Origin of the sequence: Pseudoxanthomonas sp., assembly GCF_027498035.1 — a bacterium.
In the GTDB taxonomy this organism is placed as follows: domain Bacteria; phylum Pseudomonadota; class Gammaproteobacteria; order Xanthomonadales; family Xanthomonadaceae; genus Pseudoxanthomonas_A.
The window spans coordinates 3,541,505-3,567,064 of record NZ_CP114978.1 but is presented as its reverse complement, the minus strand read 5'-3'; the positions used below and the strand labels follow the sequence as shown (position 1 = coordinate 3,567,064).

Genomic DNA, 25,560 nt, shown 5'->3' with positions numbered 1-25,560 from the left:
ATTCCGCCCTGCGCACATGCCAGCGGCGCACCCGTTGCCGGAAGCGCGCCGCTTCAACCACACGATGTGCCGCCGCTTAGCGCGGATCGATATGGAACGCGCCGAAGGCGATGCCCAGGTCCCAGCCTTTACCGGTACCGGCCAGCGACAGCGACACCTCGCCCTTGGTCATGACCTGGGCACCGCTGGATTTTTCCGCACCGGCATGCGCCTCGGCAGTGGCATAGCTGCCCAGGACTTCGTTGATGTTGCGCACTTCGGTGAACTCGCCGGTGCCGACGATGCTGGACTTGCCCACCGTCAGGCCGCCGCCCTTGGCGCTGACCTTCACCGGGATCGACTGCCCGTTGTCACAGGTCACCTTGCCGGTGCCGCTGGATGTTTTATAGAACGCCGACCAGCCAGACATCCTGAAGTCCAGGTGGCAGGTGGTGCGGGCATAGGACGGTGCGGCAACGGCCGCCAGCGCAAGCGCCGACAACAGCACGATGGGACGAAGCATGGGCCACCCTCGGAACAAGATGAACAGGGCCGTGAGCATGCCCGGCACCGGATGAAGGCCGCCTAAAAAACTGGCTCGCCCAGAATGAAGAATGCGCCGGATGCCGGCGCCTTCGTCACGCGGCTCGAATCCGTTACAGGATGTAGCGGCTCAGGTCCGGGTCCTGGACCAGGTCGTTCAGATACTTGTCCACGTAGGCCCGGTCGATGGTGACGCTCTCGCCATCGCGGTCAGGCGCTTCGTAACTGAGCGTATCGAGCAGCCGCTCCAGCACGGTATGCAGGCGACGCGCGCCGATGTTTTCCTGGCGCTCGTTGACCTGCGCGGCGATCTCCGCGAGGCGGTCCACCGCCTCGGGACTGAAGGATACGGTGACGCCTTCGGTCTGCATCAGCTGCACGTATTGCTTGGTCAGCGCGGCCTTGGGTTCGGTGAGGATGCGGACGAAATCGTCCTTGCTCAGCGCACCCAGCTCCACGCGGATCGGGAAACGGCCCTGCAGCTCGGGGATCAGGTCGCTCGGCTTGGCCAGATGGAACGCGCCGGAGGCAATGAACAAAATATGGTCGGTCTTGACCGTCCCGTACTTGGTCGACACGTTGCTGCCTTCCACCAGCGGCAGCAGGTCGCGCTGCACGCCTTCGCGGCTGACATCGCCACCGCCGACGTTATCGCCGCGCTTGGCGACCTTGTCGATCTCGTCGATGAAGACGATGCCGTGCTGCTCGCAGGCTTCGATCGCCGCGGCGCGCACGTCGTCCTCGTTGACCAGCTTGGCCGCTTCTTCCTCCACCAGCTGCGGCCGCGCGGCCTTGATGGTGACGGTGCGCTTGTGGGTCTTGGCGCTGCCGAGGTTGGAGAACATCTGCTTGAGCTGCTGGCCCATTTCCTCCATGCCCGGCGGGGTCATGATGTCCACGCCGCCGGTGTTGAGCGACAGCTCCAGTTCGATCTCCTTGTCGTCCAGTTCACCCTTGCGCAGCATCTTGCGGAACTTGGCGCGGGTGTCGCCGTCCTGTGCGGAAGGCTCGCCCGACACCACCGACGGATCGAAGCCGATGCCGGTGCTGCGCTTGGGCAGGAGCGCGTCGAGGATACGATCCTCGGCACGTTCTTCGGCCTGGGTGCGCACACGGGTCTTGGCCTGTTCGCGGTACAGCTTGACGGCCGTGTCGGCCAGGTCGCGGATGATCTGTTCGACATCCTTGCCAACATAGCCGACCTCGGTGAAGCGCGTGGCTTCGACCTTGGTGAACGGCGCGTTGGCCAGCGTCGCCAGCCGGCGCGCGATCTCGGTCTTGCCGACGCCGGTCGGGCCAATCATCAGGATGTTCTTGGGCATCACTTCGTTGCGCAGCTCGGGGTCGAGTTGCGCGCGGCGCCAGCGATTGCGCAGCGCGATCGCGACCGCGCGCTTGGCGGCGTGCTGGCCGACGATGTGGCGGTCCAGCTCCTGCACGATTTCGCGCGGGGTCATGGTGGAAGAAGAATCGGGAATCATCGACATGAGGGAAGGCCGAAAAGAAAGGGGAGTACGGGAGGACGCGTGCGGTCCGATCAGAGCTCTTCCACCACCACGTTGCGGTTGGTGTAGATGCAGATGTCGCCAGCGATGTTGAGCGACTCGACCGCGATGGTCCGGGCATCCAGCCCGGTGTGCTGGTACAGCGCGCGCGCGGCGGACAGCGCGTACGAGCCACCGGAGCCGATGGCGATGATGCCGTCCTCCGGTTCGATCACATCGCCGGTGCCGCTGATGATCAGCGAGATGTCCTTGTCGGCCACTGCCAGCAGCGCTTCCAACTTTCCGTAGCGGCGTTCGGTGCGCCAGTCCTTGGCCATCTCGACCGCCGCGCGCTGCAGCTGGCCGTGTTTTTCCAGCTTGGCCTCGAACAGCTCGAACAGGGTGAACGCATCGGCCGCCGCACCGGCGAAGCCCGCCAGTACCTGGCCGTCGCGGCCCAGGCGGCGCACCTTGCGCGCGTTGCCCTTCATCACGGTGTGGCCCAGCGTCACCTGGCCGTCGCCGGCAATGGCGACTTTCCCGTCGCGACGGACGGACAGGATCGTGGTGGCGTGGAACACGTTGGGGTTCTGACTGGGGTCCATGCGGCCTCCGGGATTCGAATTCTCTTGATGGGGTCGCCCGGTGCCAGCGCAAGAGGCACCGGTCGCCCCGATCAGCCGACATTCCCGCAGCGAACGGCATGGGAGCCTTGCTAATGTGCGCAACACCTCGGCACCCAGCGCCTCCGCTTCAGGACGACCATGCCTGCCATCAACCCTTTCCGTTCGATGACGCGCGGTTGTTCAGGCAGCGCCCGCCTCTGGCTCATGCTGGCGGCGCTGGGCCTGCTCTGGCCCGATGCCGCCGGCGCAGAGCGTGCACTGGCACCCGTCGAGGTACGCACTCCGCGCGCACCCACGCCGGTCGTTGGCGGTGATGGCCACACGCACCTGGCCTACGAACTACATGTGACCAACTATTACCGCGACACCGGTGTCTTGCGGTTGCAGCGCATCGAGGTGTTCGCCGACGACGACCCCACGCCACTGGCGCGTTTCACGGGCCAGGAGCTGGCCCAGATCGTGCAACCCCGGCCCGCCGATCAGGACGCCACCCAGGTGCCCATCGCCGCCGGCATGCGCGCGGTCGCATTCCTGTGGCTGACCCTGCCGGACGGCCGGTCGGCGCCGCACGCGCTGCGTCATCGGCTCGCGTTCGTCGACGACAAAGGCCAGCCCGCCCTGGTCGACGGCGCGCGCGTAATGGTCGACCCGACCCCGCCGGTCGCGCTGGGCCCTCCGCTGGGTCCGGGGCTGTGGCTGGCCAGCGAGGGGCCGGGTAATGCGCTTTCGCACCACTGGGGCAGCCTGGTCGCGGTCAACGGCCAGCTCACCATTCCGCAGCGTTTTGCGTTGGATGTGTTCGGACTGGACCCGAACGGTCGCGCCCTGCGCGATGGCGCCGTCGATTTCAGCAGGAGCAGGCGCGAGGACTGGATCGGCTACGGCACGCAGGTCCTGGCGGTCGCCGATGGCGTGGTGCGCGACGTCCGCGACGGCGCCCCCGAGCACGCGCCATTGGAGCCGCAGGCCGAGCCCGATTCACTGACCGCCCACGGCTTGTACGGCAACTACGTGGTGCTGCAGATCGCGCCGAAGGTGTTCGTGCACTACGCCCACCTGCAGCCCGGCAGCGTGGCGGTCACCGTCGGACAACACCTGCATCGCGGCCAGGTACTCGGGCGCCTGGGCCAATCAGGCAATTCCAACGGCCCGCACCTGCACCTCCACGTCTCCGACGCCGCCACCTTCGAAGGTTCGGAAGGCCTGCCATTCGTGTTCGACGCCTACCCGTCGCCGGGCGATTGGTCATTGACCCAGGCAATCGATCCGGACGCGAAGTTCAGTCCGGAACTCACCATGCATTCTGCGCAGATGCCATTGGATGGCGAGGTGTTCGGGTTCTAGGCCGGGCGTCACTGCCAGGGGTTGCAGCGCACGCTGCATTGCGGCCATGCCAACAGCCCACGACCAGCTTGGCCAACACGCAGCATCCAGCCAGATCAAGGATGCGCGCGCTCGGCGCGGCATGCGTAGCATCCCTGCCGGGCGTTGTGCAGATGCACGTACGCCACTTCGCGCTGCTCGAAGGCCTGGCACAACCATGCGCCTGCGTCGCCGCCATCGCAGACCTCGGCCATGACCATCAGGCCGGCTGCATCATAGGCGCGCAGCGAGATCAGTCGACTGGCCACGTACGCCGGGACCTCGTCGACCGCAAGACTCACCGTCGCCACGCCGCGGCGCACGAAGATCGGCCCACTGGCGCGATACGGCGAGTGGACGCCGTGATGGACGTACGGCAACAGCAGCACTTCCTCGCCACGCCGCGCGTCCTGCAGGCTGACCCGGCACGGCGTGCCGTGATCGGACGCCACGATCCGGCGCACGATGCCCTGCGCCCCAAGCGTGGCGTCGTCGCGCTCGAACAGACCGGCGAACAGCGCCGCATCCAGTGCCCGCAGGATGAAAGAAGCCATGCCGTAATCCCGTTCGATGAAAGGACACAGCTTCGGCGCCGCGTGGTTCGGGCGCTCGCCGTTTTCGGACACGACTGCCAGGCAAGCAGCCGTTACGTCAGTCCTGTCAGCCCACGCCCGGCTTGCGCTTGGCCCGCGGATGCGCGCCGTCGTAGACCTTGGCCAGGTGCTGGAAATCCAGGTGCGTGTAGATCTGGGTCGTGGCGATGTCGGCATGGCCGAGCAGTTCCTGCACGCCGCGCAGATCGCCGGATGACTCAAGGATGTGGCTGGCGAAACTGTGCCGCAGCATATGCGGATGCACGTGCTTGAACAGCCCCTGCCGCTGCGCCAGCGCCTTGATCCGCAGCTGCACCGCACGCTGCGAAATCGGACCGCCACCGCGCCCGGGGAAGACCTGCGCGGTGTCAGCGGCAGGTTTCTCTTCGCGCCATTCGATCAGCGCTTTCTTCGCATGCGAGCCGACCGGCACGAGCCGCTGCTTGCGGCCCTTGCCCAGCACCGTGACCACGCCATCGGCCAGATCCAGATCGCCCCAACGCAGCCCACACAGTTCGCTCAGGCGCAAGCCCGAGGAATAGAACAACTCCAGCAGGGCGCGGTCGCGCAGGCCCAGTGGTGCGTCGGTGGGCACTTCGACCAGCTGCACCGCCTCGTCGGCATCGAGCACCTGTGGCAGCTTGCGCGGCGCCTTGGGCGCGCGCAGACCGGCAACCGGACTGGCACTGATGCGCCCGTGCTTGAGCAGCCAGTTGTAGAAACTCCGGCAGGCCGACAGCCGCCGCTGCAGGCTCTTGGGCGCCAGTCCCTGGCGATGGCCGCTGGCGATGAAGCCGCGCAGCTGGTCGATCTGCAGCTCAGCCAGCGCGGGCAGCTGCTGGGCATCGGCCCAGTGCTGCAGCGCCGTCAGGTCGCGGCGATACGCATCGAGCGTATGCGCGGACATCTGCCGTTCGACCTGCAGGTGCGACAGGAAAGCTTCAACGGTGGACATGGGCCACGGCGCCAGTCACTGCTGCATCCGATGATCAGCCACGCGCTTGACCAGCGAGAAGTAGCGCGCCGGGGCACCAGGCAGCAGCGCCAGCAGGACGGTCAGGCACAGCGCCAGCGTCACCGACAGCGGCACCAGCATCAGGTCGAGGTAGCTCCAGCCGGTGCTCATCGCCGCGCCGATCACGAACAGGCCGTGCGTATGCGGCAACTGCTCACTGGAACAGCGCGCAGCGCTGACCTGCGCAATCACCAGGAGCAGCAGCGTCAGGCCGAATGCCGCCGGCCACGCCATCGGCGCGATCGCGTGATGGCGCGCGTAGAGCCAGAGCGCCAGCAAGGGCCAGAGCCGGAAAAGCGCAATGGAACACAGGACCCAGAGGCGCGTGAACATGTCCGGATCAGCCCGCTGGATCGAACCGCTTCAGCGCCGCCGCCAGCGACTCGCCCATCATGCGCAGGAACAGCGTGCCCATGCCGGGATAGAACCGGTTGCCGTCACGGCTGCCCACCGCGACCAGGCCGATGCCCGGCAACGGCAGCAGCGCCGAAGACGCCACTTCGTCGGCCTGCGAGGCGTACAGCAGGGCGTTCTTCTGCGGCTGCAGGCGGCCGCAGATCGGCTCGCCGTCGGCCAGGCAATCGCGGAACGGCACCAGGTGCGAACTGTCGGCGGACATGGCCTGCAGCCACGGTGCATCGGCCAGTTCCGGCGGCATCGGCCCCAGCACCACGATGCGAACCAGGTCGCCGTGGAAATCCTCTTCCAGCGAGGCGGCCATCGCGGAGAGTGTCGCGGCGCGGCTGTCCTGGCGCATCAGCGCCAGGGTGAGCTGGTGCACGCGCACGGCTAGCCGCTCGTTCTCCAGCGCATTGGACGACAGTTCGCCCAGCCGGCGCGAAAGTTCACGGTTCTTGTCGCGCAGCACGTCCAACTGGTAGCTGGCCAGCGAGGCGGTCGGACCTTCCTCGCGCGGCACTACCAGGGTCAGCGCCAGGTCCGGGAACTGTTGCAGGAAAGTGGGGTGCCGACGCAGCCAGGCGGCGACTTCGTGCGCGCCGAGTTTTTCGGTGACTTCACTCATGGGGTCCACGCTCCTTCGAATACGAATGTGGCCGGCCCGGACATCACCACTTCGGCGCTGTCGTCGGGCCAGTCGATCTGCAAGGTGCCGCCAGGCAGCGCGACCGAGACGCTGCGTTCGACCAGGCCGGCACGCATCAGCACGACCGCGGCGGCACAGGCGCCACTGCCGCAGGCCAGGGTTTCGCCGACGCCGCGCTCGTAGACGCGCAGCGCGATGCGCTGGCGCGAAATGACCTGAGCGAAGCCCACGTTCACCGATTCCGGGAACGCCGCGTGCGCCTGCAGTGCAGGGCCAAGCGCCAGCACCGGCGCGCTGGCGACATCGGCCACCTGCACCACCGCATGCGGGTTGCCCATCGACACCGCACCGAACGTCACCGGCGCATCGCCCAGCGTCACCGTGTAGGCAGGTTGCGCTGCGGGAAACCCCACCAGCGGGATCTGCGCCGGCGCCCAGCGCGGCACGCCCATCGCCACGGCAAAGCCTGCGTCCGTGCGTTGCACCTGATGGGTCCCGGCCGGGCTGTCCATCTGGAAATCGCCGTTGCCGGCCACGCCATCGCGCACCAGCCAGGCCGCCACGCAGCGCGCGCCGTTACCGCACTGGCCAGCGGCCGAGCCATCCGAGTTCCAGATGCGATACGACGCCACCGAACCGGGATCGCGCGGGGCCTCGATGGTCAGGATCTGGTCGCAGCCCACGCCGGTGTGGCGGTCGGCCAGTTGTGCGGCCAGGGCGGCGCCAGGCGCCGGCTGGCCACCGCGCAGGTCCAGCACGACGAAGTCGTTGCCCGCGCCGTGCATCTTGGAGAACCGCAGTGCGGCGGGCTCAGTCATCCCCGCCCGTACCGCCGTCATCGATGGCCTTGTCAGCAGCTTCGTCATCGGAGGTCGGCGCGGTGGTCGTGTCGTTCGACTCGACCTGGACAGGCGGCGTCGCGCCCTGCTCGCCCGCCGCCGGCGTGGCCGACGCGGGTGTCGTCACCGGCGCCGGCTTTTCCGGAAGCACCAGCGGGCCCTTGTTGCCACAGGCGGACAGCGCCAGCAGCGCGGCGCACGAGAGCGCCAGTCGCGATACGGTCTTCATGCGGCGAGTATAGCGAGTGGCCGTGTCGGCCTGACCAGCGCCACGCCCAGGTTCAGCCTGCGGTGCGTGCCATTCAATCGGCGCGGGGTGGCTCGGGACGTTGCCACAGCCAGACCACGACCGCAGCCATGCAGATCACCGGCAACGCCGACATCCACCAGTGATGGCTGGCGAAAATGGCCATCACGGTCACGGTGAACACCGCGCTGGCCAGCATGGTCCAGGTCGCCAGCCACTTGGCGTGGCGCGGCACCGCGCCGTGGGCGTGCCAATCCTGGATCAGCGGGCCGAAATGCCGGTGCGACAGCAGCGCACGGTGCAGTTTTTCCGACCCACGCGAGGCCGCAAACGCCGCGATCAGGATGAACACCGTGGTCGGCATCACCGGCAGGAACATCCCCACCACGCCCAGGATCAGGCTGATCCAGGCCAGCAACCACCACGCCCAGCGAAATCGACTGGGCGGCGGCGAGACATCGGGGGGAAGTGGTGTTTCCACCCCGATATTGTCGCCTACCCCGTGTGCACGTTCCATGGCGAAAGACGCACGCTGCGTTGCAGGTTGTGCCATCGCGCGCTGGGCTCTGCCTCCACAGCGCCAGTGAACTCCATGCGCGTGCGTCACTGGCATGCCGTTTCACCCCAAAAAAACCCGCGGGATCTTCATCCCGCGGGTGTGTTCATGCAGCGCTGAAACCAGTGTCGATCAGAATTTCCAGGCCCAGTTGAGCTGCGCACCCACCTCGCGCTGGCCATCACCAGCACGACCCTGCGCCGACAGCGACAGCCGAGCATTGGCGCCGGTGTTCACGCCCACGCCCAGTTCGGCGATGGCCACGTTACGCGCCAGCGGCGTGCCATACACGGTGAAGGCGTCCCCGCCTGCGGCAAAGCGCGCCCGGCTGTCAGCCTTCAGTTCACCCGAAGCGTTCTGCCAGGCCAGGCCTGCCGTGACGATCGCACCATCGACCTGTCCACCGCTGATGTCCCAGGCAGCACGCACACCGGCGGTGCTGGTCAGCAGTTCGTCCTTGCTCTTGGCAACGACCAGCGCGGTGCTGCCGCCAGCTTCGGTGGCATCGTCGGTTTCCAGGCGCGTGTGGGCCAGGGCCACGTAGGGGGTCAGGGTCAACGTGTCCCAGCTGAAGGCCCAGCCGCCTTCGGCGTAGACCGTGAGGGCGTGGGCATCGTAGCTGGCACCGATGGACTGGTTGATCGAGGTGCCAACCACGGCCTGGCGCGCGGTATCGACATCATAGTCTGCGTAGTTCACTCCGCCACGCAGGAACAGCGCACCCAGACGGGTCGCGGCATACAGCCCGACTTCCGTGGCATCAATGTCAGCTTTGGATTGCCACTGCCGCACGCGCTGGGTGATGTCTTCGTTGCCAGCCACCACGCCCAGGACCGTGTCTTCGCCCAGGGTCCAGTCCACGCCGCCCATCAGCCCCTGGCGCTGACCTTCGATGCGCGCGGCGTTGGCATCGCCATCGATATGGCCCGAGCTTCCGTTGCCGGCCACCCAGACGCCGAACCCGTCCTCCGCCATGCCCGTCACCTGGCCGGAGAGGCGCTGGTTCACGCCATCCCGCAGGAAACGATCTTCCAGCAGCGCGGCACGGGCCGCGGTGTGGACTTCACCAGACAGGCTGCCGAACGCCGTGCGGGCCTGCTCGGCGTCGAGCAGCAGCAGATTGTTGTACAGGGCCAGTGCTTCGCCGGACTGCGGCAAGGTATCCAGTGCCAGCGCGGCGTTGTACTGGTTGCGGGTGGTCGCCACGGTCTCAAAGATCGGCGGCGGCAGGCCGGTGCCCGGGGTGCCAGGAATCCCAGGCGTGCCGGGGTCCTCGCCGCCCGTGGCCACCAGGCCGATGCCCAGCACCACGTCGTTGGCCGTATAGGACAGTTTGGTGGTCAGGAAGGCCGAACGGCTCGCCGAACCGGCGAAGGTCCCACTGACCCCGCCATCGGCATGGACGATGGTGTAGGCATGGCCATCCTGGTAGCTGGTTTGCGGATCCAGCGCAGTGACCCGCACGGTGCCGCCATCCAGCGTGGCCTTGCCGGTGACGTTGACCAGGTCATTGACCGTGGACACCGCGGCGGCCCGGATCGAGGACGCGGACGCGCTGGCGTTGGTGCCCTTGACATCCACGTCATAAAACGACCCGGCGGCGAAGGACAGATCGCCGTTGAACTGCAGCGCGCCGATCCGGGCGTCAGCGGTTCCAGGCGAGAGCGTGCCGCCAGACAGCACCTGGGTGGTGCCATAGCTGCCATTGCCGGACAGCGTCTGACCGTTGCCTACCGTCACCGGCAGGTTGGCTGTGCTCAAGGCAATACCCAGCACCACGTCGTTGGCCGTGTAGGTGAGCGTGGGCGTCAGGAAGGCCGACTGCGAAGTCACTGTGTCGAAGGTGCCCTTGATGCCGCCATCGGCATGCAACACCGTGTAGGTCTGGCCGTTCTGGTAACTGGTGGCCGGATCGAGTGCGGTGACCTGCACCTTGGATGGATTCGGGTTCGTGTAATTGGGATCGTGCAGATAGGTGATGCCGGACACCTGGAGCTGGTCGCTGGAGCCATCGCCTCGGACATCCACGGCAAAAACACCGGGTCGTTCGACAGTCACTCCGGTGAAATACAGATCCCCCTTGATGACAAGCGTCCCCACGTCCCCATCGCCCGGTGAAATCACGCCACCATCGCCGACCCTGACTTCGCCGGTGACGCTGCCATTGCCAGCGAACACCGGCGCCTCACCAGCGGCATCGCCCCGGACGGTGACACTGGTCGATCCCACGGTCACGATACCGCTAGCGTTGTACTGCCACTGATAGCCAACGTTGCTGTTGAGGACCAACCTGCCGTTTCCACCAACGGAGATCTCCTGATAACTCTTGCCGATGGTTGAGTCGATGTTGTAGTTCGCCGGCAGCGTATTGAGATCGCTATTGATTACCAGGGTCCCGCCCTGGACGTTGATGTCGCCGTTGAATGCATGCAGGTCGCCGGTCAGCTGCGTGGCACCCGCATTGGCCAAGATCTGGCCGGAAGTGGACGCGCTGGTATTGTAGGCGGCGCTGACAAGCGTGTTGGCCAAGATTAGATCGTCGCTCGTGTGGTTCAGCGCCAGCAGGCCGGTGCCGCTAAAGGTAATCACGTCATCGCCATCCAGCTCGCCGCTGGCCTGCGCCTCGGCGAGCTGCAGGCTACCGCCGGTACCGGAAAGCGTTGTATCGAAGCCAGCACCGAAGGCCAGCGAAGTGTTGCTGTTGAGTCGCAGTGAATTGCTGCCCGAATCCAGCCGCCCCCCATCGGTCAACACCAGGCTGCCGTCATTAAGCGCGGGCTGCCCACCCAACACGATGTCGCCTTTGATCAGCACGGATGAACCCGCACCAGTGACCTGAAGTTCCGAGCGCGAAAGGTATCCAGCGACCTCCCAACCCGACTCCATTGAACCGGCCGTGACTGTCGCACCATCGGCCACTTTCACCCGGCCGAAAAGGCTCAGTTCGCCGCTTGCATCCAATCTCGTACCACTCCCCGTGATCAGGGCTGTCGATTGGACATCCTTGAGTTTCGTATTTTCGAAAGTGACGGTGTCGGTTGATACCTGTGCACCATCCTTCAACGTGAACTGGGAGCGAAGCTGCAGGTCTTCCGCAGTCAGTTGACTCCCTCCGCCTTCAATGGCGATGACGCCGCCCGAGTAAGTGTCCGAACCGAAACTGCCGACCTCCTGCGTCAACGTGCCCGTCACGACCTTTGCACCATCGCTGACCTGAAGGCGCCCATTGGTGCCGCCACCAACGCTCAGCTCCTGCTTGACGTCCAGCGTGCTGCCTGCGCCACTGATCGTGAGCGCATTGTTCGGCCTGTAACCGCTGCGATTTCCGCCGATCGTCAAGTCGCCGGCGGAGACATGACCGCCATTGGTGATGTCGAGGGTTCCGTTACCCGTACCGCCCACGGTCAACAGCCCGTCATCGGCGATCGTCAGGGTACTTCCCTGGCCGTCCACGGTGACGCTACCGGTCGTGTTATCGCTTGCAGTAATGAGCGCATTGGAGAGCAACATGGATGCGGCGGACACCTGCCCTCCGTTTCGGATCGCCAATGTGGCCTTACCGCTATTGCCAACAGTGACATCGCCACTGGCGGTGAGCTGGCTAGATGCACCGTCCACCACGATCGACCCATTGGCGTTTCTGCCATCCCCCATCAACAGGTCGCCGACCTCGACCCGTCCGCCATTGCTGATGGCGAGGTCAGCCGTTCCGGCGACGCCCAACAAGAAATCTCCTGTACCGGTCGAAATGCTGGAGCCAGCGCCATCCACCATAAGCGTCGCTGTGGCCCCGCTCGCGTAACCAGACTGCAGCGACGCTGCGACGACGCTTGCGCTCCCGGTCACGTTGAGTGACCCAGAGCCACCCTGTCCAATGGCCAGCGTACGACCCGCCGACAAAACCGAGCCAGCGCCGTCCACGGATATATCGCCAGATGCCCCCTCTTCGAGACCGGCCCATATTTGGCCAGTCGTGCGGAAAGCTGCGCCATCTCGCACGTCGAGCACGCCATTGCCGCCTCGTCCTACGACAACCGTGTTCTTGGCAGAGAATTCCGAACCCGCTCCCAACACGTTCAACGCAAAGTTACTCCCTGCCGCATAGGCAATATCGAGACTGGTCGCGCTGTCCGAGGTTGAGACGATCCGGCCGCCACTGCTCACGGTGGCCGAACCCGAGCCGGCATATCCGAGGTTGAAATAGTGGGCTTGCAATAAGGAGCCTTGGCCATCCACCAAAGCGGTGGCATATGACCCTGCAGCCCGCGCAAAATAGACTGTCTGACCATTCGACAATTCCTCCGCACGCCCCCCATTGAGAACTTGAAGGGCGCCGGTGCCCTCGTTACCGATCACGAGTGCGCCGGAAACATACTGGAAAGCGCTGTTGTGAAATTTCAGCAATGCATCTGGTCCATCGATGGTCAATGTCCCGGTACCGCCCGTTTGCTCGCCCACCAGGCTCCGGTCTGCTGTCACGTGACCGCCATTAACGATCCGCAGGGCTCCCGCCTCATCGCTCCCGACGATGAAGCCATCCTTGTAGACGATCTCGGAATCAATACGATCGTCCCCATTGAAAACGACCGCTTGGGCTGCGGAAGCCGTACCGGCGCATCCCAGCCACAGCGCATGCAATAGGCATAGGGCGAATGGCCGTAGCGACGGTGCCTTCCTTCGATTCCCGGCAGACGCGCCAGCCGACATGGAGCAGGCCAGTTCCGAAGCCACCTGCATCACGCCCAACTGACGGTTGAAGACAAGCCGATAGATACGATTCATGAAAATTCCTTTTTCATTGGAGATGACACACGACAACACCCGGCAAGCCATCGAAAGGCTCCGGAAGGTCATGGACGCTTGGTGAGGAAGCTCGAACTGGCCGACGCTGCACACGAAGGCCGCTGAATACACGATGTGGCGCCGCCATCAGGGGCATTACTTCCTCCTTGAAGTCTTTCTGTCGCATGCATCCGCGTGCGACCTGAGCGAAACAAGACCAATCCCGGTCTCTGCTCTGAGCTTAGCATCGCCCGTGCGTGGCTAATATCGGAAAAATCTGATTCCCATCACCGATTCGAAGCCGCCTGACTACCGGACCGGCAGGCAAAAGCACGAAGGGCGTGCAGTCCGCAGATCGCACGCCCTTCGGGCTTACCTATCGGTGTATCGGCTCAACTCACTTGCCAGCACTCACGCCCAGCTGGTCCAGCATGAAGGCGTAGTACTCGGACATTTCCTGGTAGCGGCGGAAGCGGCCGGACTTGCCGCCGTGGCCAGCTTCCATGTTGGTACGGAAGACGACCGGCTGGGTGCCGGTATCCAGGTCGCGCAGGCGGGCGACGTACTTGGCAGGCTCCCAGTACTGCACCTGTGAATCCCACAGGCCGGTGCCGACGAACATCGCCGGATACGCCTGCGACTTCAGGTTGTCGTAGGGCGAATAGGTGAGGATGTAGTCGTAGAAGGCCTGCTTCTCCGGATTGCCCCACTCGTCGTATTCGTTGGTGGTCAGCGGGATGCTCGGGTCCAGCATGGTAGTGACTACGTCTACGAACGGCACCTGCGAAATGATCACGCGGTAGTCCTGCGGGGCCATGTTGGTGATGGCGCCCATCAGCAGGCCGCCGGCGCTGCCGCCCATCGCCGCGACGCGATCCTTGGCGGCATAGCCCTGCTTGACCAGCGCTTCGGTCACGTCGATGAAGTCAGTGAAGGTGTTCTTCTTGTTGAGCAGCTTGCCGTTGTCGTACCAGGCGCGACCCATTTCCTCACCGCCGCGGATATGGGCGATGGCATAGACCATGCCGCGGTCCAGCAAGCTCACCACCGGGCCGGAAAACCCCGGGTCCATCGACGCGCCGTAGCTGCCATAGCCGTATTGCAGCAGCGCAGCCGTGCCGTCCTTTTTGAAACCGTTCTTGTAGACCAACGACACCGGCACCTTGGTGCCGTCGCGCGCGGTGACCCACAGGCGTTCAGTGGTGTACTTGCTGGCGTCATAGCCCAGCACTGGCTGCTGCTTCATCAGCCTGCGCTCACCGGTGGCGGTATTGAGTTCGTAGGTGGTGGCCGGCGTGGTCAGCGAGGTATAGCTGTAGCGCAGCCAGGGCGTGTCGTGTTCGGAATTGACGTCCAGGCCCATCGAATACGCCGGCTCGTCCGCCTTGACGAAAGAGGACCCACCATCCTTCGCAAGCAGGCGAATGCGCTCCAGGCCGTCCGAACGCTCACCGATGGCGGTGAAGCCGTCGAACAGCTCGAAGCCATCGATATAGACGCTGTCGCTGTGCGCGACCCAGTCCTTCCAGTCCTTGCGCGAGCTGCTGCCATCAGCCGCAGTGACGATCTTGAAGTTGGTGGCGCCATCGGCATTGGTGCGGATCACCCAGCGGCCGTCCAGGTGGTCGGCGCTGTATTCCACGTCGCGCGCGCGCGGTGCCAGCACGGCGAACTCCTTTGGATCGGCCGCAAGCGCGCAGCGCATTTCCGAGGACACGGTGCTTTGCACGCCGATGCAGATGTACTTGTCGTCGCGGGTGCGGTCGACGCCCATGTAGAAGCTGTCGTCGTGTTCTTCGTAGACCAGCGTATCGCTGCTGGCCGGCGTGCCCAGCACGTGCTTCTTCACGCGCACGGTGAGCAGGGTGTCCGGGTCGTTCTCGACGTAGAACACGGTCTTGTTGTCGTCGGCCCAGACAATGTTGGGCGACACGCCAGTGATCTGGTCGGCATAGACCTCGCCGGTGGCGAGGTTCTTGAAGCGGATCGTGTACTGGCGGCGGCCAACGGCATCGTCGGCATAGGCCAGGAGCTGATTGTCCTGGCTCACATTCCAGTCGCCGACGCTGTAATAGCCCTTGTCACCGGCCAGGGCGTTGACGTCCAGCAGCACTTCTTCCGGCGCCTCCATGCTGCCCTTGCGTCGCGCATGCACCGGGTAATCCTTGCCGGTCTCAAAACGCGTGTAATACCAGTAGCCGCGCTCGCGGTACGGCACCGAGGCATCGTCCTGCTTGATGCGCGCCACGATCTCCTTGTACAGCGTGTCCTGCACCGGCTTGAGCGGTGCCAGCACCGCATCGGCATAGGCGTTCTCGGCCTTCAGGTAATCCAGCATTTCCGGATTGGCCCGCTCGTCGTCGCGCAGCCAGTAGTACTCGTCCTGGCGGCTGGCACCGAAAGGCGCAGTCACCTTATGCGGCTTCTTGGCCACGTCCGGTGGTGTCAGGGTGGCGGCGGAGGCGGAGGAAAGGGAAGCACTCATGAGCAGAACGGCCAGCAGCGAAGAGGAAGGATTCATGGATGGGTCGTGTCCGGTGCGGATGCAAGGGAGAACGTCCGCCGCATCGTGCAGCGGACGCAAGTCACGCGCTCAGTTGGACAGCTGCTGCCACAGGAAGCTGTAGGCCAATGCGTTCATGTGTGCCGATTGCGCGTTGTTGGCCGCGCCACCGTGGCCGCCTTCGATGTTCTCGTAGTAGCGCACGTCCTTGCCGGCATCGAGCATCTTGGCCGCCATCTTGCGGGCGTGGCCGGGATGCACGCGATCATCACGGGTGGAGGTCATGAACAAGGTCGGCGGATAGGTCTTGCTGGCGTCGAACAGGTGGTACGGCGAGAAGGTCTTGATGTACTCCCAGTCAGCCGTATCCGGATTGCCGTACTCGGCCATCCACGACGCACCAGCCAGCAGGTGGCTGTAGCGCTTCATGTCCAGCAGCGGCACCTGCACCACCACCGCGCCGAACAGCTGCGGATACTGGGTCAGCATGTTGCCGGTGAGCAGGCCGCCGTTGCTGCCGCCCTGGATGCCCAGGTGCTTGGGCGAAGTCACCTTGGTCGAAATCAGGTCTTCGGCAACTGCGGCGAAATCTTCGTAGGCCTTGTGGCGATTGGCCTTCAATGCGGCCTGGTGCCAGCGCGGGCCGTACTCGCCACCGCCCCGGATGTTGGCCACCGCGTACACGCCGCCCTTCTCCAGCCAGCCCTTGCCCACGCCACCGGAATAGCCCGGCGTCATCGAGATCTCGAACCCGCCATAGCCGTACAGCAGCGTTGGCGTGCTGCCGTCGTATTTCAGATCCTTCGGGCGGACCATGAAATACGGCACCTTGGTGCCATCCTTGGACGTGGCGAAGTGCTGCTCGATCACATCACGCGAGGCATCGAAGAATGCCGGCATGGTCTTGAGCGGTTCGATCCTGGCCGCAGGCGTGGCGGCGTCGGCCAGCATCAGCGTGGTCGGGGTCAGGTAGTCGGTGACGGTCAGCCACAACGCATCGGAATCGTCGCTGTCCACGGCGCTGGCGCCGATCGCACCAAATGCCGAATCGCCGACCTTCAGCGGCGCCGATACCCATTTGCCGCCGGTGTGGGTCAGCACGCTCAGGCGATTCTTCACGTCCTGCATGACGTTGAGCACGACGTGGTGGCGGGTGAACGAAGCACTGGCCAGCGAGGTGGTCGCAGTCGGCTCGAACAGCACGTCGAAGTCGCGCTTGCCGGCCATGAAATCATTGAAGTTGGTCACCAGCAGCGAACCGGCTGCGTAGGTCTTGCCGCCCACGGTCCATGGGTCGCGCAGTTCCAGGGTCAGCCATTCGCGGTGCACGCCCTTCTGCGCCGAATTGGGTGCGTCGATCTTGGTGAGCTTGCCGGACGCTCCCGCGCATCCTGCGCTCGCGTCACTCGCACATCCATGTGCATCGTCGCGCGCCCGCAGGTACAGCTCGTCGTTGTAGAAGGCCAGCGTGCGGCTGACGAAATCACGCTCGTAGCCGGGCGTGGCGTCGTGCATGCCGGCGATGTACATGTCGTCCGGCTTGCCTTCGTACACGATCTTGGCCGAATCCAGCGGCGTGCCACGCTTCCACTCCTTGACGATGCGCGGATAGCCGGAAGCCGTCAGGCTGCCTTCGCCGAAATCACTGTAGACATACACCGTGTCCGCATCGATCCAGCTCAGCGCGCCCTTGGCGGCCGGGCGATAGAACCCACCATCGACCCAGGCCTTGGTGGTCAAGTCGAACTCACGGGTGACGTCGGCATCGGAGCCGCCGCGCGACAGCGCGATCAGGCAGCGGGTGTAGTCCGGCTTGCGGCACTCGGCGCCGTGCCAGACCCAGGTTTCCTTTTCCGCGGCGTTGAGCGCGTCGATGTCCAGCACCGTTTCCCAGGTGGGATTGGGCTTGCGGTATTCGGCCAGCGTGGTCCGGCGCCAGATGCCGCGCGCGTGGTCCTTGTCCTTCCACAGGTTGTAGTAGAAGTCACCGATCTTCTCGACGTAGGGAATCTTGGCATCCGAATCCAGGATGGTGCGGATGTCGCCTTCCAGCTGCTTGAACTGCGGGGTGCCAGCCAATTCGCTTTCCGTCTTCGCGTTCTGCTCCTTCACCCAGGCCAGCGGCTTGGCGCCCTCGACCTCCTCCATCCACTGGTACGGGTCGGCGGTCATGGTGGTGTTCTCCTGGGCATGGGCAGCACCGGCGGCGGTCAGGCCAGCCACCAGGGCGAGTGCGAGTCGGTTCAAAGCGGGTCTCCGTCAGCGGCAGATAGCCGCCGCACGCTAGCACATGCCCTGCGACCGGCACCCCGTGCCGAAGGTCAGGCTGCGCGTGTCAGTGGCGCCAGCTTCGGCCGCCGGCGACGCGCCTGGGCGCCGCGACGCGCGGGCAGCGGGACCAGCGCGGCCTTGGCACGCTGCGGCGCCGGCCACGACGGCAGGCGGAAGCGGTGCAGCGACCACCACGCCACCAGCGGCAGGCCCGCCAGCCACAGCGGCGTCCAGCCCAGCAGGTCGGTCGACCCACGCCCGGCCGGCAACAGCATCACCAGGGCCAGGCCGGTCAGGGCAGCGATTCGCAGCACCAGTTCCAGGCGCAGATCGGCATGGGAAGCAGCGTGGACAACGGTCGGTCGGTCAGCCATGGCGGTGGGTCCTGTTGGGTCGGGACGTGCAGGCTGCCGGGCGTCCTTCTCACCGGTTGCGACACCTGCGCCTGCCTTCCAGGGCGCCCCGTTCCTGTGTAGAGCGGAGCTTGCTCCGCTGGGGCCTGCCTCTTTTGGCACATTCCTCTTTGATCCGGGAGAAAAGCAGCGGAGCGAGCTCCGCTATACATGGACGAGGAGCCGGATGCCGGCTCGATAGAACCCGCATGGGATCGCCACAATCACCTGAAAACGAAGAAGCCCGGATGTCGCCATCCGGGCTTCATTGTTTCCAGCCTCTATCGGGCCTTGGGTCAGCTCAGCTGGCCGTGGCAGTGCTTGTACTTCTTGCCGCTGCCGCAGGGGCATGGATCGTTGCGGCCGACCTTGGGTTCGTCGCGCAGGATCGTGCCCTGGATGCCGGCGGCCGCCGCCTGTGCGGCCTGGGCCTGGGCAGCCTCTTCGTCGGCGCTGTAACCGCCGGTTTCGGCATGCTGGAACTGCATGGCGCGCTGCTGGGCTTCGGCGGCACGACGGTCCTGCGCCTCCAGTTCGGCCACTTCCTCTTCGCTGCGGATGCGCAGGCGCGACAGGATGGTCACCACCTCGCGCTTGACGCTTTCCAGCATCTCCGAGAACAGTTCGAAGGCTTCCTTTTTGTATTCCTGCTTGGGCTGCTTCTGCGCGTAACCACGCAGGTGGATGCCCTGGCGCAGGTAATCCATGCGCGCCAGGTGTTCCTTCCAGCCCTTGTCCAGCACGGTCAGCATCACGTGCTTTTCCAGCGCGCGCATGGTTTCGGCGCCGACCTGCACTTCCTTCTGCTCGAAGTGCGCGTTCATCGCGTCCTGCACGCGGGCCTCGATGCGCTCGGCATCCAGCTCTTCGATGTCCTGCGGCCACTGGGTGACCGGCAGCTCGATGCCAGCCTCGGACGCCAGCTCGGCCTGCAGTGCCGGCAGGTCCCACTGCTCGTCGATCGAGTTCGGCGGCACGTGGCGGGCCACCAGGTCGGCGACCACGTCACCGCGGATGCCCTCCACGTTGTCCTTCACCGACTCGGCGTCCAGCAGTTCGTCGCGCTGGGCGTAGATCACCTTGCGCTGGTCGTTGTTGACGTCGTCGAAGTCCAGCAGGTTCTTGCGGATGTCGAAGTTGTGCGCCTCGACCTTGCGCTGGGCCTTTTCGATCTGGCGGCTGACGAGGCGATCTTCGATCACGTCGTCTTCCTTCATGCCGATCAGCTTCATCGCCTTCTGCACCCAGTCGCTGGCGAAGATGCGCATCAGGTTGTCTTCCAGCGACAGGTAGAAACGGGACGAACCCGGATCGCCCTGGCGGCCGGAACGGCCACGCAGCTGGTTGTCGATACGCCGCGATTCGTGGCGCTCGGTGCCCACGATGTGCAGGCCGCCGGCCTGCTTGACCGTCTCGTGGCGCATCTTCCATTCGGACTTGGCGCGGGCGATGTCCAGCTCCGGGGCGTCTTCGCCCATGGTCGCCAGTTCGGTTTCCAGCGAACCGCCCAGCACGATGTCGGTACCGCGGCCAGCCATGTTGGTGGCGATGGTCACCGCGCCCGGGCGGCCAGCGTTGGCCACGATCGAGGCTTCGCGCTCGTGCTGCTTGGCGTTGAGCACTTCGTGCGGCACGTTGTTCTTGGTCAGGTGCTCGCTGAGCAGCTCGGAGGTTTCGATCGAGGTCGTGCCCACCAGCACCGGCTGGCCGCGCGCGTAGCACTCCTGGATGTCCACCAGCACGGCATTGAACTTGCCCTTGCGGTTCAGGAACACCTGGTCCGGCGAATCCTTGCGGATGGTCGGGCGGTTGGTCGGGATCACGATCACTTCCAGGCCGTAGATGCTCTGGAATTCGTAGGCCTCGGTATCGGCCGTACCGGTCATGCCGGCCAGCTTGCCGTACATGCGGAACAGGTTCTGGAAGGTGATGCTGGCCAGGGTCTGGTTTTCGCGCTGGACCGGCACGCCTTCCTTCGCTTCCACGGCCTGGTGCAGGCCATCGGACCAGCGACGGCCCACCAGCGTGCGGCCGGTGAATTCATCGACGATCACCACTTCGCCATCGCGCACGATGTAGTCCACGTCGCGCTGGTAGATGGCATGCGCGCGCATGGCGGCATTGAGGTGGTGGACCACGCCCAGGTTCTGCGGCGAATAGAGGCCGTCGTCCTCGTCGTCCTTGAGGATGCCAGCCTGGCGCAGCAGGTCTTCGGCATGGGTCTGGCCAGCCTCGGACAGGTGGACCTGCTTGGATTTTTCATCCACCCAGTAGTCGCCCTCGCCTTCCTCGGTTTCCTGCTTGAGCAGCGCGGGCACGATGCGGTTGACGCGGACGTACAGTTCCGGGGAATCGTCGGCCGGGCCGGAAATGATCAGCGGCGTGCGCGCTTCGTCGATCAGGATCGAGTCGACTTCGTCGACGATCGCGTAATGCAGGCTGCGCTGGTGGCGGTCTTCGCGCGCCATCGCCATGTTGTCGCGCAGGTAGTCGAAGCCGAATTCGTTGTTGGTGCCGTAAGTGATGTCGCTGGCGTAAGCGGCGCGCTTGTCGCCATGCGGCATGCCCGGGTAGACCACGCCGACGCTCAGGCCCAGCCAGTTGTACAGCTTGCCCATCTGCGCCGAATCGCGGCGGGCCAGGTAGTCGTTGACCGTGACCACGTGGACGCCCTTGCCTTCCAGCGCGTTGAGGTACACGGCCAGGGTGGCGACCAGAGTCTTGCCTTCGCCGGTGCGCATCTCGGCGATCTTGCCCAGGTGCAGGACCATGCCGCCGACCAGCTGCACGTCGTAATGGCGCAGGCCCAGCACGCGCCGGGAGGCTTCACGGCAGACTGCGAAGGCTTCGGGCAACACTTTATCCAGCGCCTCGCCATCGGCGATGCGCTTCTGGAATTCAGGGGTCTTGGCTTTCAGCGCATCGTCGCTGAGCTTCTGGATGTCCGGTTCCAGCGCATTGATGCGCGCCACCTGGCGGTCGAGCTGTTTGAGCAGGCGTTCGTTGCGACTGCCGAAGACGCGGGTGAGCAAGCTGTTGATCATGAAGAAGGAACCAGAATGGAGAGGAGCGTCGGCACCGCCCTGGCCTCTTTCCATCCCCAAGGCCGGGTGCCGAAAAGCGAAACAGGGCGCAAGGCGCCCCGTTCCGGCAACACGACATTGTAGCTTGGGGCGCCGCCGGACGAATCAAGACCGTCCGTCGAAGCCTTAGCCGCGGCCGCGGACACCCACGGGCGTGGGGCCTTCGCCCAGGAATTTGCGCGGATTGACCACGCGCCCGTCTTCCCAGACCTCGAAATGCACGTGCGCCCCGGTCGAGCGACCGGTCGAACCGGCCTTGGCCACCGTCTGGCCCGCACGGACCAGGTCGCCCGGCTTCACCACCAGGCGCGAGTTGTGTGCGTAGCGGGTGACATAGCCGTTGCCGTGGTCGACCTCGATCACGTTGCCGTAGCCGCTGCGCACGCCGGCGAAACTGACCACGCCATCGGCCACGGCCAGCACCGGATCACCCACGCTGGCCTTGAAATCGATGCCCTTGTGGCGTTCGCCACCGCCGCCGAACGGATCGGCACGGCTGCCGAAGCCAGAGGTGATGTAGGTATTGGCCAATGGCATGCGCGAAGGCGTGGCGTTGCGGTCCAGCTGGCGATTGAACAGCAGCGATTCCAGCACCGACAGCTGCTGGCCGGAGGCATCGAACTTGGCCTGCAGTTCGTCCAGGCCATGGGCCAGTTCGCGCGGCGGCATGTCGCTGGTGGCGCCTTCCGGGCCACCCACGCCGACCGGCTCATCGAAATTGAACTCGCCGTCTTCCAGCTTGCCCATCTGGGTCAGGCGTTCGCCCAGCGCGTTGAGCCGGTTGGCCTGCGCCTGCAGTTCGCCCAGGCGGGCGGACATCGCGTTGACTTCCTGCTGGGCGCCGCGCTTGACCTGTTCCAGCTCAGTCTGCTGGCGGTCGGCCTTGGCCTGCAGGTAGGAGACCTGCACCATCCCAAAAGCACTGCGTCCGGCCAGTCCCAACAGCAGTCCGCCGACGACCAGGATCCCCGCGCTGAGCAGCGGCCTGGTATGGCTGAAGCGCCTGGCCTGCACGGTGCGCAGACTCAGGTGATGGCGCGCCCAGGAGCGCGTATTGTGAATGATGTTATTGAAGCTCATGGATCAGTGATGTCCCATCCGAAGTCCCAGCCGCGTCGTCCGGCGACTCCGCTCCCGGCCCTTGAGGCCGCGATGGCGTCGTCAGCCGCCGACCCGCTGCGTCACGCAATGAAGCTCGACGCACTGGAACAGCAACTTCGCCCCTGTCTTCCGCCTGCCCTTGCTGAGCATTGCCGGCTTGCCAACATCACAGGCGATCGTTTGGTTTTTATCGTCGACTCGCCGGTCTGGAATGCCAGGCTGCGCCTGGCCTCGAACGAACTCATCGAAGTGGCCCGATCCCTCGGATTGGGAGTCAACTCCGTGACCTCCCGTGTGTCCATGCAATCCCTGTCCCCGTCCGCATCGGCCAACACGCCGATCCAGCAGCAGTCACCGACAGCGCGCGAAGCGCTGCGGGTGGCACTGGCCATGCTGGAGGAATCCCCATCCGCCAAGACGGCTGCCGTGGAACACGGCCCGCACTCGCGTCTTAAACGTTAAGACCGGGTGCAAGGCCGGCAGGCATCGTACCGACCCCACGGGGACCAGTCGTTAGATGGAAGTTAGAATTTAGTTAACCATCGCCAGTTCAGGCGATGCGGTTCACGTTTTGACAGTTGGCCGCTGTGATGCGGCTCATCTCGAGATCAGTGCGCCAGCGCCGAGACCGGTGCCGCGTACAGGACCGGCGCCGGCTCCCCAGCAACGGCGTCGAAGGAGACTTCTTCCCAGGCATCGGTCTGCGCCATCAGCGCACGCACCAGGGTGTTGTTGAGCGCATGACCGGACTTGTAGCCCTCGTACGCGCCCAGGATGGCGTGCCCGGCGAGGTACAGGTCGCCGATGGCATCCAGGATCTTGTGGCGCACGAACTCGTCGGCGTAGCGCAGGCCGTCGTCGTTGAGCACGCGGAACTCGTCCAGCACGATGGCGTTGTCCATCGAGCCGCCCAGGCCCAGGTTGCGCTCACGCATGTATTCCAGGTCACGCATGAAGCCGAAGGTACGCGCACGCGCCACTTCACTCACATAGCCGCCGGTGGAGAAATCCACTTCGGCACGCGACTGCGAGGCTGGGATCATTGGATGGTCGAACTTGACCGTGAAGCCCAGCTTGAAGCCTTCGTAGGGCACGAAGCTGGCGACCTTGTCGCCATCGCGCACTTCGACCGGCTTGATGATGCGGATGAAACGCTTGGGTGCGTTCTGTTCGACGATGCCCGCCGACTGCAGCAGGAACACGAACGGACTGGCCGAACCATCCATGATCGGCAGCTCGGCCGAGGACAGTTCCACGTAGACGTTGTCCACGCCCAGGCCCGCCAGCGCCGACATCAGGTGTTCGACGGTCTGCACCTTGGCCGGGCCACTGCTCAGGCCAGTGCACAGCGTGGTTTCGGTCACCAGCGCGGCATCGGCAGGAATCTCCACCACCGGATCGAGATCGACGCGACGGAATATCACGCCGGTATTCGGCGCGGCAGGACGCAGGGTCATGAAGACCTTCTCGCCGCTGTGCAGGCCGACGCCGGTGGCGCGGATCACGTTTTTGAGGGTGCGCTGGGGAATCATGGGTCGCCGCCCGGGGGCACTAAATATCAAGATCGCGTGAGAATACCACGCAGGCAGATGAATCTGAACGGAAGAGGACAGTAATCCCCCGGCCGCCGGAGTGGGGCCGCGTCGCCGCCTTTGCAAGGAAAAACCCGCCGGACCGGACACACCGGCCCGGCGGAAAAGTAAGGACGTGACACGGGACTGCGAGACAGCTGCCGCCTTCAGGTCATTCGCCGCCCGGACAAGGCGGCGCACAGCACCATCAGGCGGGTCGATCAATCGGCCTGGCGACGCAGGAACGCAGGGATATCCAGGTAGTTGTCCGGCAGTTCGGCCGACTGCGCGTTGCCAGCCGGGGCGCTGCTGGTGGGCTCGCCGGCGTTGCGGCGCAAGCCCAGGCCCTGGGTCGCACCGATCACCGGATCGGCCTTGAAGCCGGTGTTGGGCAGGGACACCGCGTCGATCGGCATGCCGGTGGTGGCATCGCGGACCAGCTTGATCGGTGCACGCACCGGCTCACGCTGGTAGCCGCCCAGGTCGGCACCGGTGCGGACCGGCTGGCGCACGGTGGCGCGGTTCAGGCCGGTGGCAACCACGGTCACGCGGACTTCGTCCTGCATGTTCGGGTCGAGCACGGTGCCGACCACGACGGTGGCGTCTTCCGAAGCGAAGCCTTCCACGGTGCGACCGACTTCGTCGAATTCGGCCATGGTGAAGTCCGGACCGGCAGTGATGTTGACCAGGATGCCGTTGGCGCCGGCCAGGTTCACATCGTCCAGCAGCGGGTTCTGGATCGCGGCTTCGGCGGCGGCCTGGGCGCGGTCATCGCCACGTGCGGCGCCGGTGCCCATCATGGCCAGGCCCATTTCGCTCATCACGGTGCGCACGTCGGCAAAGTCGACGTTGATCAGGCCCGGACGCACGATCAGGTCGGCGATGCCCTGCACGGCGCCCAGCAGCACGTCGTTGGCAGCGCGGAAGGCCTGGATCATGGTGGCGTTGCGGCCCAGCACGGTGATCAGCTTTTCGTTCGGAATGGTGATCAGCGAGTCGCAATGTGCGGACAGTTCTTCGATGCCCTTCAGCGCAACCTGCATGCGGCGGCGACCTTCGAACGGGAACGGCTTGGTGACCACGGCCACGGTCAGGATGCCCATTTCCTTGGCCAGCTGGGCCACGACCGGGGCTGCGCCGGTGCCGGTGCCACCGCCCATGCCGGCGGTGATGAACACCATGTCCGCGCCGGTCAGCGCCTCGATGATGCGGTCGCGATCTTCCAGCGCAGCCTGGCGGCCGACTTCCGGGTTGGCGCCTGCACCCAGGCCCTTGGTGACGTTGCCGCCGAGCTGCAGCTGCTGCTTGGCGCCGCAGTTCTTGATCGCCTGCGAATCGGTGTTGGCGGTGATGAATTCCACGCCGTCCACGCTGCTGCTGACCATGTGGGCCACGGCATTGCCGCCGCCGCCGCCCACGCCGATGACCTTGATCACCGCGTTGGGAGCCATCGTTTCAACCAGTTCGAAATGTGCCATGTCCGTTGTCCTCATTCTTATGTGGGTATGTGTTTTCTTTTTGAGTACCGCTGGGTGACGCTCAAATCCCGTGTCCCTCTCCCGCCTCAC

20 protein-coding genes are annotated in these 25,560 nt (G+C 65.1%); 2 read left to right on the top strand and 18 right to left on the bottom strand.

The window, feature by feature from the left end:
• Positions 1 to 76: 76 nt before the first annotated feature.
• The 3 genes from O8I58_RS15595 to hslV form a co-directional block, all read right to left on the bottom strand.
• On the bottom strand, positions 77 to 502 hold the full coding sequence (locus tag O8I58_RS15595; RefSeq protein ID WP_298318040.1) for a hypothetical protein: 426 nt from the start codon (positions 500 to 502) through the stop codon (positions 77 to 79).
• A 133-nt stretch (positions 503 to 635) separates the two neighbouring features.
• Positions 636 to 2,009 (bottom strand): ATP-dependent protease ATPase subunit HslU, encoded by a 1,374-nt coding sequence (gene hslU / locus O8I58_RS15590; protein ID WP_298318037.1) that lies wholly within the window; start codon positions 2,007 to 2,009, stop codon positions 636 to 638.
• A 50-nt stretch (positions 2,010 to 2,059) separates the two neighbouring features.
• Positions 2,060 to 2,611, bottom strand: a complete 552-nt coding sequence (gene hslV, locus O8I58_RS15585) for an ATP-dependent protease subunit HslV (protein ID WP_298318034.1) — start codon at positions 2,609 to 2,611, stop codon at positions 2,060 to 2,062.
• A 159-nt stretch (positions 2,612 to 2,770) separates the two neighbouring features.
• On the opposite strand from hslV, the gene O8I58_RS15580 reads away from it, so the two are divergent.
• Positions 2,771 to 3,976 (top strand): M23 family metallopeptidase, encoded by a 1,206-nt coding sequence (locus O8I58_RS15580; RefSeq protein ID WP_298318031.1) that lies wholly within the window; start codon positions 2,771 to 2,773, stop codon positions 3,974 to 3,976.
• 95 nt (positions 3,977 to 4,071) lie between these two features.
• Here the strand turns inward: O8I58_RS15580 and O8I58_RS15575 are convergent, their stop codons facing one another.
• The 13 genes from O8I58_RS15575 to O8I58_RS15515 form a co-directional block, all read right to left on the bottom strand.
• On the bottom strand, positions 4,072 to 4,548 hold the full coding sequence (locus O8I58_RS15575) for a DUF1203 domain-containing protein (protein ID WP_298318028.1): 477 nt from the start codon (positions 4,546 to 4,548) through the stop codon (positions 4,072 to 4,074).
• A gap of 106 nt (positions 4,549 to 4,654) precedes the next feature.
• Entirely contained in the window at positions 4,655 to 5,542 is an 888-nt protein-coding gene (gene xerC / locus O8I58_RS15570) for a tyrosine recombinase XerC (RefSeq protein WP_298318025.1), read from the bottom strand.
• Positions 5,543 to 5,557: 15 nt separating this feature from the next.
• The gene (locus O8I58_RS15565; RefSeq protein WP_298318022.1) at positions 5,558 to 5,935 is read right to left on the bottom strand and encodes a hypothetical protein; all 378 of its coding nucleotides are present in this window, start codon (positions 5,933 to 5,935) and stop codon (positions 5,558 to 5,560) included.
• A 7-nt stretch (positions 5,936 to 5,942) separates the two neighbouring features.
• Positions 5,943 to 6,626, bottom strand: coding sequence for a DUF484 family protein (locus O8I58_RS15560; protein ID WP_298318020.1), 684 nt, complete (start codon positions 6,624 to 6,626; stop codon positions 5,943 to 5,945).
• Positions 6,623 to 7,465: a diaminopimelate epimerase gene (gene dapF / locus O8I58_RS15555; protein WP_298318017.1), complete on the bottom strand. Its 843-nt coding sequence runs from the start codon at positions 7,463 to 7,465 to the stop codon at positions 6,623 to 6,625. Before dapF ends, O8I58_RS15560 begins: the two co-directional genes overlap by 4 nt.
• Positions 7,458 to 7,715, bottom strand: coding sequence for an LPS translocon maturation chaperone LptM (locus tag O8I58_RS15550; protein ID WP_298318014.1), 258 nt, complete (start codon positions 7,713 to 7,715; stop codon positions 7,458 to 7,460). The genes dapF and O8I58_RS15550 overlap by 8 nt, the downstream gene beginning before the upstream one ends.
• Before the next feature lie 73 nt (positions 7,716 to 7,788).
• Positions 7,789 to 8,250 carry a YbaN family protein gene (locus O8I58_RS15545; protein ID WP_298318011.1) on the bottom strand — a complete coding sequence of 154 codons (462 nt, stop codon included), beginning with the start codon at positions 8,248 to 8,250 and terminating at the stop codon, positions 7,789 to 7,791.
• 171 nt (positions 8,251 to 8,421) lie between these two features.
• Positions 8,422 to 13,071 (bottom strand): autotransporter domain-containing protein, encoded by a 4,650-nt coding sequence (locus O8I58_RS15540; protein WP_298318006.1) that lies wholly within the window; start codon positions 13,069 to 13,071, stop codon positions 8,422 to 8,424.
• 397 nt (positions 13,072 to 13,468) lie between these two features.
• A complete protein-coding gene (locus O8I58_RS15535; protein ID WP_298318004.1) occupies positions 13,469 to 15,592 on the bottom strand; it encodes a S9 family peptidase in 2,124 nt (707 codons plus the stop codon).
• 72 nt (positions 15,593 to 15,664) lie between these two features.
• Positions 15,665 to 17,821 (bottom strand): prolyl oligopeptidase family serine peptidase, encoded by a 2,157-nt coding sequence (locus tag O8I58_RS15530; RefSeq protein WP_298318000.1) that lies wholly within the window; start codon positions 17,819 to 17,821, stop codon positions 15,665 to 15,667.
• A gap of 74 nt (positions 17,822 to 17,895) precedes the next feature.
• The gene (locus tag O8I58_RS15525; RefSeq protein ID WP_298317997.1) at positions 17,896 to 18,219 is read right to left on the bottom strand and encodes a hypothetical protein; all 324 of its coding nucleotides are present in this window, start codon (positions 18,217 to 18,219) and stop codon (positions 17,896 to 17,898) included.
• Between the two features lie 314 nt (positions 18,220 to 18,533).
• On the bottom strand, positions 18,534 to 21,281 hold the full coding sequence (secA, locus tag O8I58_RS15520; RefSeq protein ID WP_298317995.1) for a preprotein translocase subunit SecA: 2,748 nt from the start codon (positions 21,279 to 21,281) through the stop codon (positions 18,534 to 18,536).
• Positions 21,282 to 21,446: 165 nt separating this feature from the next.
• Positions 21,447 to 22,400: a M23 family metallopeptidase gene (locus O8I58_RS15515; RefSeq protein ID WP_298317993.1), complete on the bottom strand. Its 954-nt coding sequence runs from the start codon at positions 22,398 to 22,400 to the stop codon at positions 21,447 to 21,449.
• A 9-nt stretch (positions 22,401 to 22,409) separates the two neighbouring features.
• On the opposite strand from O8I58_RS15515, the gene O8I58_RS15510 reads away from it, so the two are divergent.
• Positions 22,410 to 22,883, top strand: coding sequence for a DciA family protein (locus O8I58_RS15510; RefSeq protein ID WP_298317990.1), 474 nt, complete (start codon positions 22,410 to 22,412; stop codon positions 22,881 to 22,883).
• 146 nt (positions 22,884 to 23,029) lie between these two features.
• On the opposite strand, the gene lpxC is transcribed toward O8I58_RS15510, so the two are convergent.
• Both lpxC and ftsZ read right to left on the bottom strand, forming a co-directional pair.
• On the bottom strand, positions 23,030 to 23,953 hold the full coding sequence (lpxC, locus tag O8I58_RS15505) for a UDP-3-O-acyl-N-acetylglucosamine deacetylase (RefSeq protein ID WP_298317987.1): 924 nt from the start codon (positions 23,951 to 23,953) through the stop codon (positions 23,030 to 23,032).
• Between the two features lie 260 nt (positions 23,954 to 24,213).
• Positions 24,214 to 25,470 carry a cell division protein FtsZ gene (ftsZ, locus tag O8I58_RS15500; protein ID WP_298317983.1) on the bottom strand — a complete coding sequence of 419 codons (1,257 nt, stop codon included), beginning with the start codon at positions 25,468 to 25,470 and terminating at the stop codon, positions 24,214 to 24,216.
• Positions 25,471 to 25,560: the final 90 nt, after the last annotated feature.

What these genes read in the sequence shown, in the direction of transcription:
- O8I58_RS15560 (WP_298318020.1), bottom strand. Translation starts at nt 6,626, where the DNA reads ATGAGTGAAGTCACCGAAAAACTCGGCGCGCACGAAGTCGCCGCCTGG.
- O8I58_RS15515 (WP_298317993.1), bottom strand. Translation starts at nt 22,400, where the DNA reads ATGAGCTTCAATAACATCATTCACAATACGCGCTCCTGGGCGCGCCAT.
- O8I58_RS15550 (WP_298318014.1), bottom strand. Translation starts at nt 7,715, where the DNA reads ATGAAGACCGTATCGCGACTGGCGCTCTCGTGCGCCGCGCTGCTGGCG.
- O8I58_RS15575 (WP_298318028.1), bottom strand. Translation starts at nt 4,548, where the DNA reads ATGGCTTCTTTCATCCTGCGGGCACTGGATGCGGCGCTGTTCGCCGGT.
- lpxC (WP_298317987.1), bottom strand. Translation starts at nt 23,953, where the DNA reads ATGATTCCCCAGCGCACCCTCAAAAACGTGATCCGCGCCACCGGCGTC.
- ftsZ (WP_298317983.1), bottom strand. Translation starts at nt 25,470, where the DNA reads ATGGCACATTTCGAACTGGTTGAAACGATGGCTCCCAACGCGGTGATC.
- O8I58_RS15540 (WP_298318006.1), bottom strand. Translation starts at nt 13,071, where the DNA reads ATGAATCGTATCTATCGGCTTGTCTTCAACCGTCAGTTGGGCGTGATG.
- secA (WP_298317995.1), bottom strand. Translation starts at nt 21,281, where the DNA reads ATGATCAACAGCTTGCTCACCCGCGTCTTCGGCAGTCGCAACGAACGC.
- O8I58_RS15510 (WP_298317990.1), top strand. Translation starts at nt 22,410, where the DNA reads ATGTCCCATCCGAAGTCCCAGCCGCGTCGTCCGGCGACTCCGCTCCCG.
- xerC (WP_298318025.1), bottom strand. Translation starts at nt 5,542, where the DNA reads ATGTCCACCGTTGAAGCTTTCCTGTCGCACCTGCAGGTCGAACGGCAG.
- O8I58_RS15565 (WP_298318022.1), bottom strand. Translation starts at nt 5,935, where the DNA reads ATGTTCACGCGCCTCTGGGTCCTGTGTTCCATTGCGCTTTTCCGGCTC.
- O8I58_RS15535 (WP_298318004.1), bottom strand. Translation starts at nt 15,592, where the DNA reads ATGAATCCTTCCTCTTCGCTGCTGGCCGTTCTGCTCATGAGTGCTTCC.
- O8I58_RS15545 (WP_298318011.1), bottom strand. Translation starts at nt 8,250, where the DNA reads ATGGAACGTGCACACGGGGTAGGCGACAATATCGGGGTGGAAACACCA.
- O8I58_RS15595 (WP_298318040.1), bottom strand. Translation starts at nt 502, where the DNA reads ATGCTTCGTCCCATCGTGCTGTTGTCGGCGCTTGCGCTGGCGGCCGTT.
- dapF (WP_298318017.1), bottom strand. Translation starts at nt 7,465, where the DNA reads ATGACTGAGCCCGCCGCACTGCGGTTCTCCAAGATGCACGGCGCGGGC.
- hslU (WP_298318037.1), bottom strand. Translation starts at nt 2,009, where the DNA reads ATGTCGATGATTCCCGATTCTTCTTCCACCATGACCCCGCGCGAAATC.
- O8I58_RS15525 (WP_298317997.1), bottom strand. Translation starts at nt 18,219, where the DNA reads ATGGCTGACCGACCGACCGTTGTCCACGCTGCTTCCCATGCCGATCTG.
- O8I58_RS15580 (WP_298318031.1), top strand. Translation starts at nt 2,771, where the DNA reads ATGCCTGCCATCAACCCTTTCCGTTCGATGACGCGCGGTTGTTCAGGC.
- hslV (WP_298318034.1), bottom strand. Translation starts at nt 2,611, where the DNA reads ATGGACCCCAGTCAGAACCCCAACGTGTTCCACGCCACCACGATCCTG.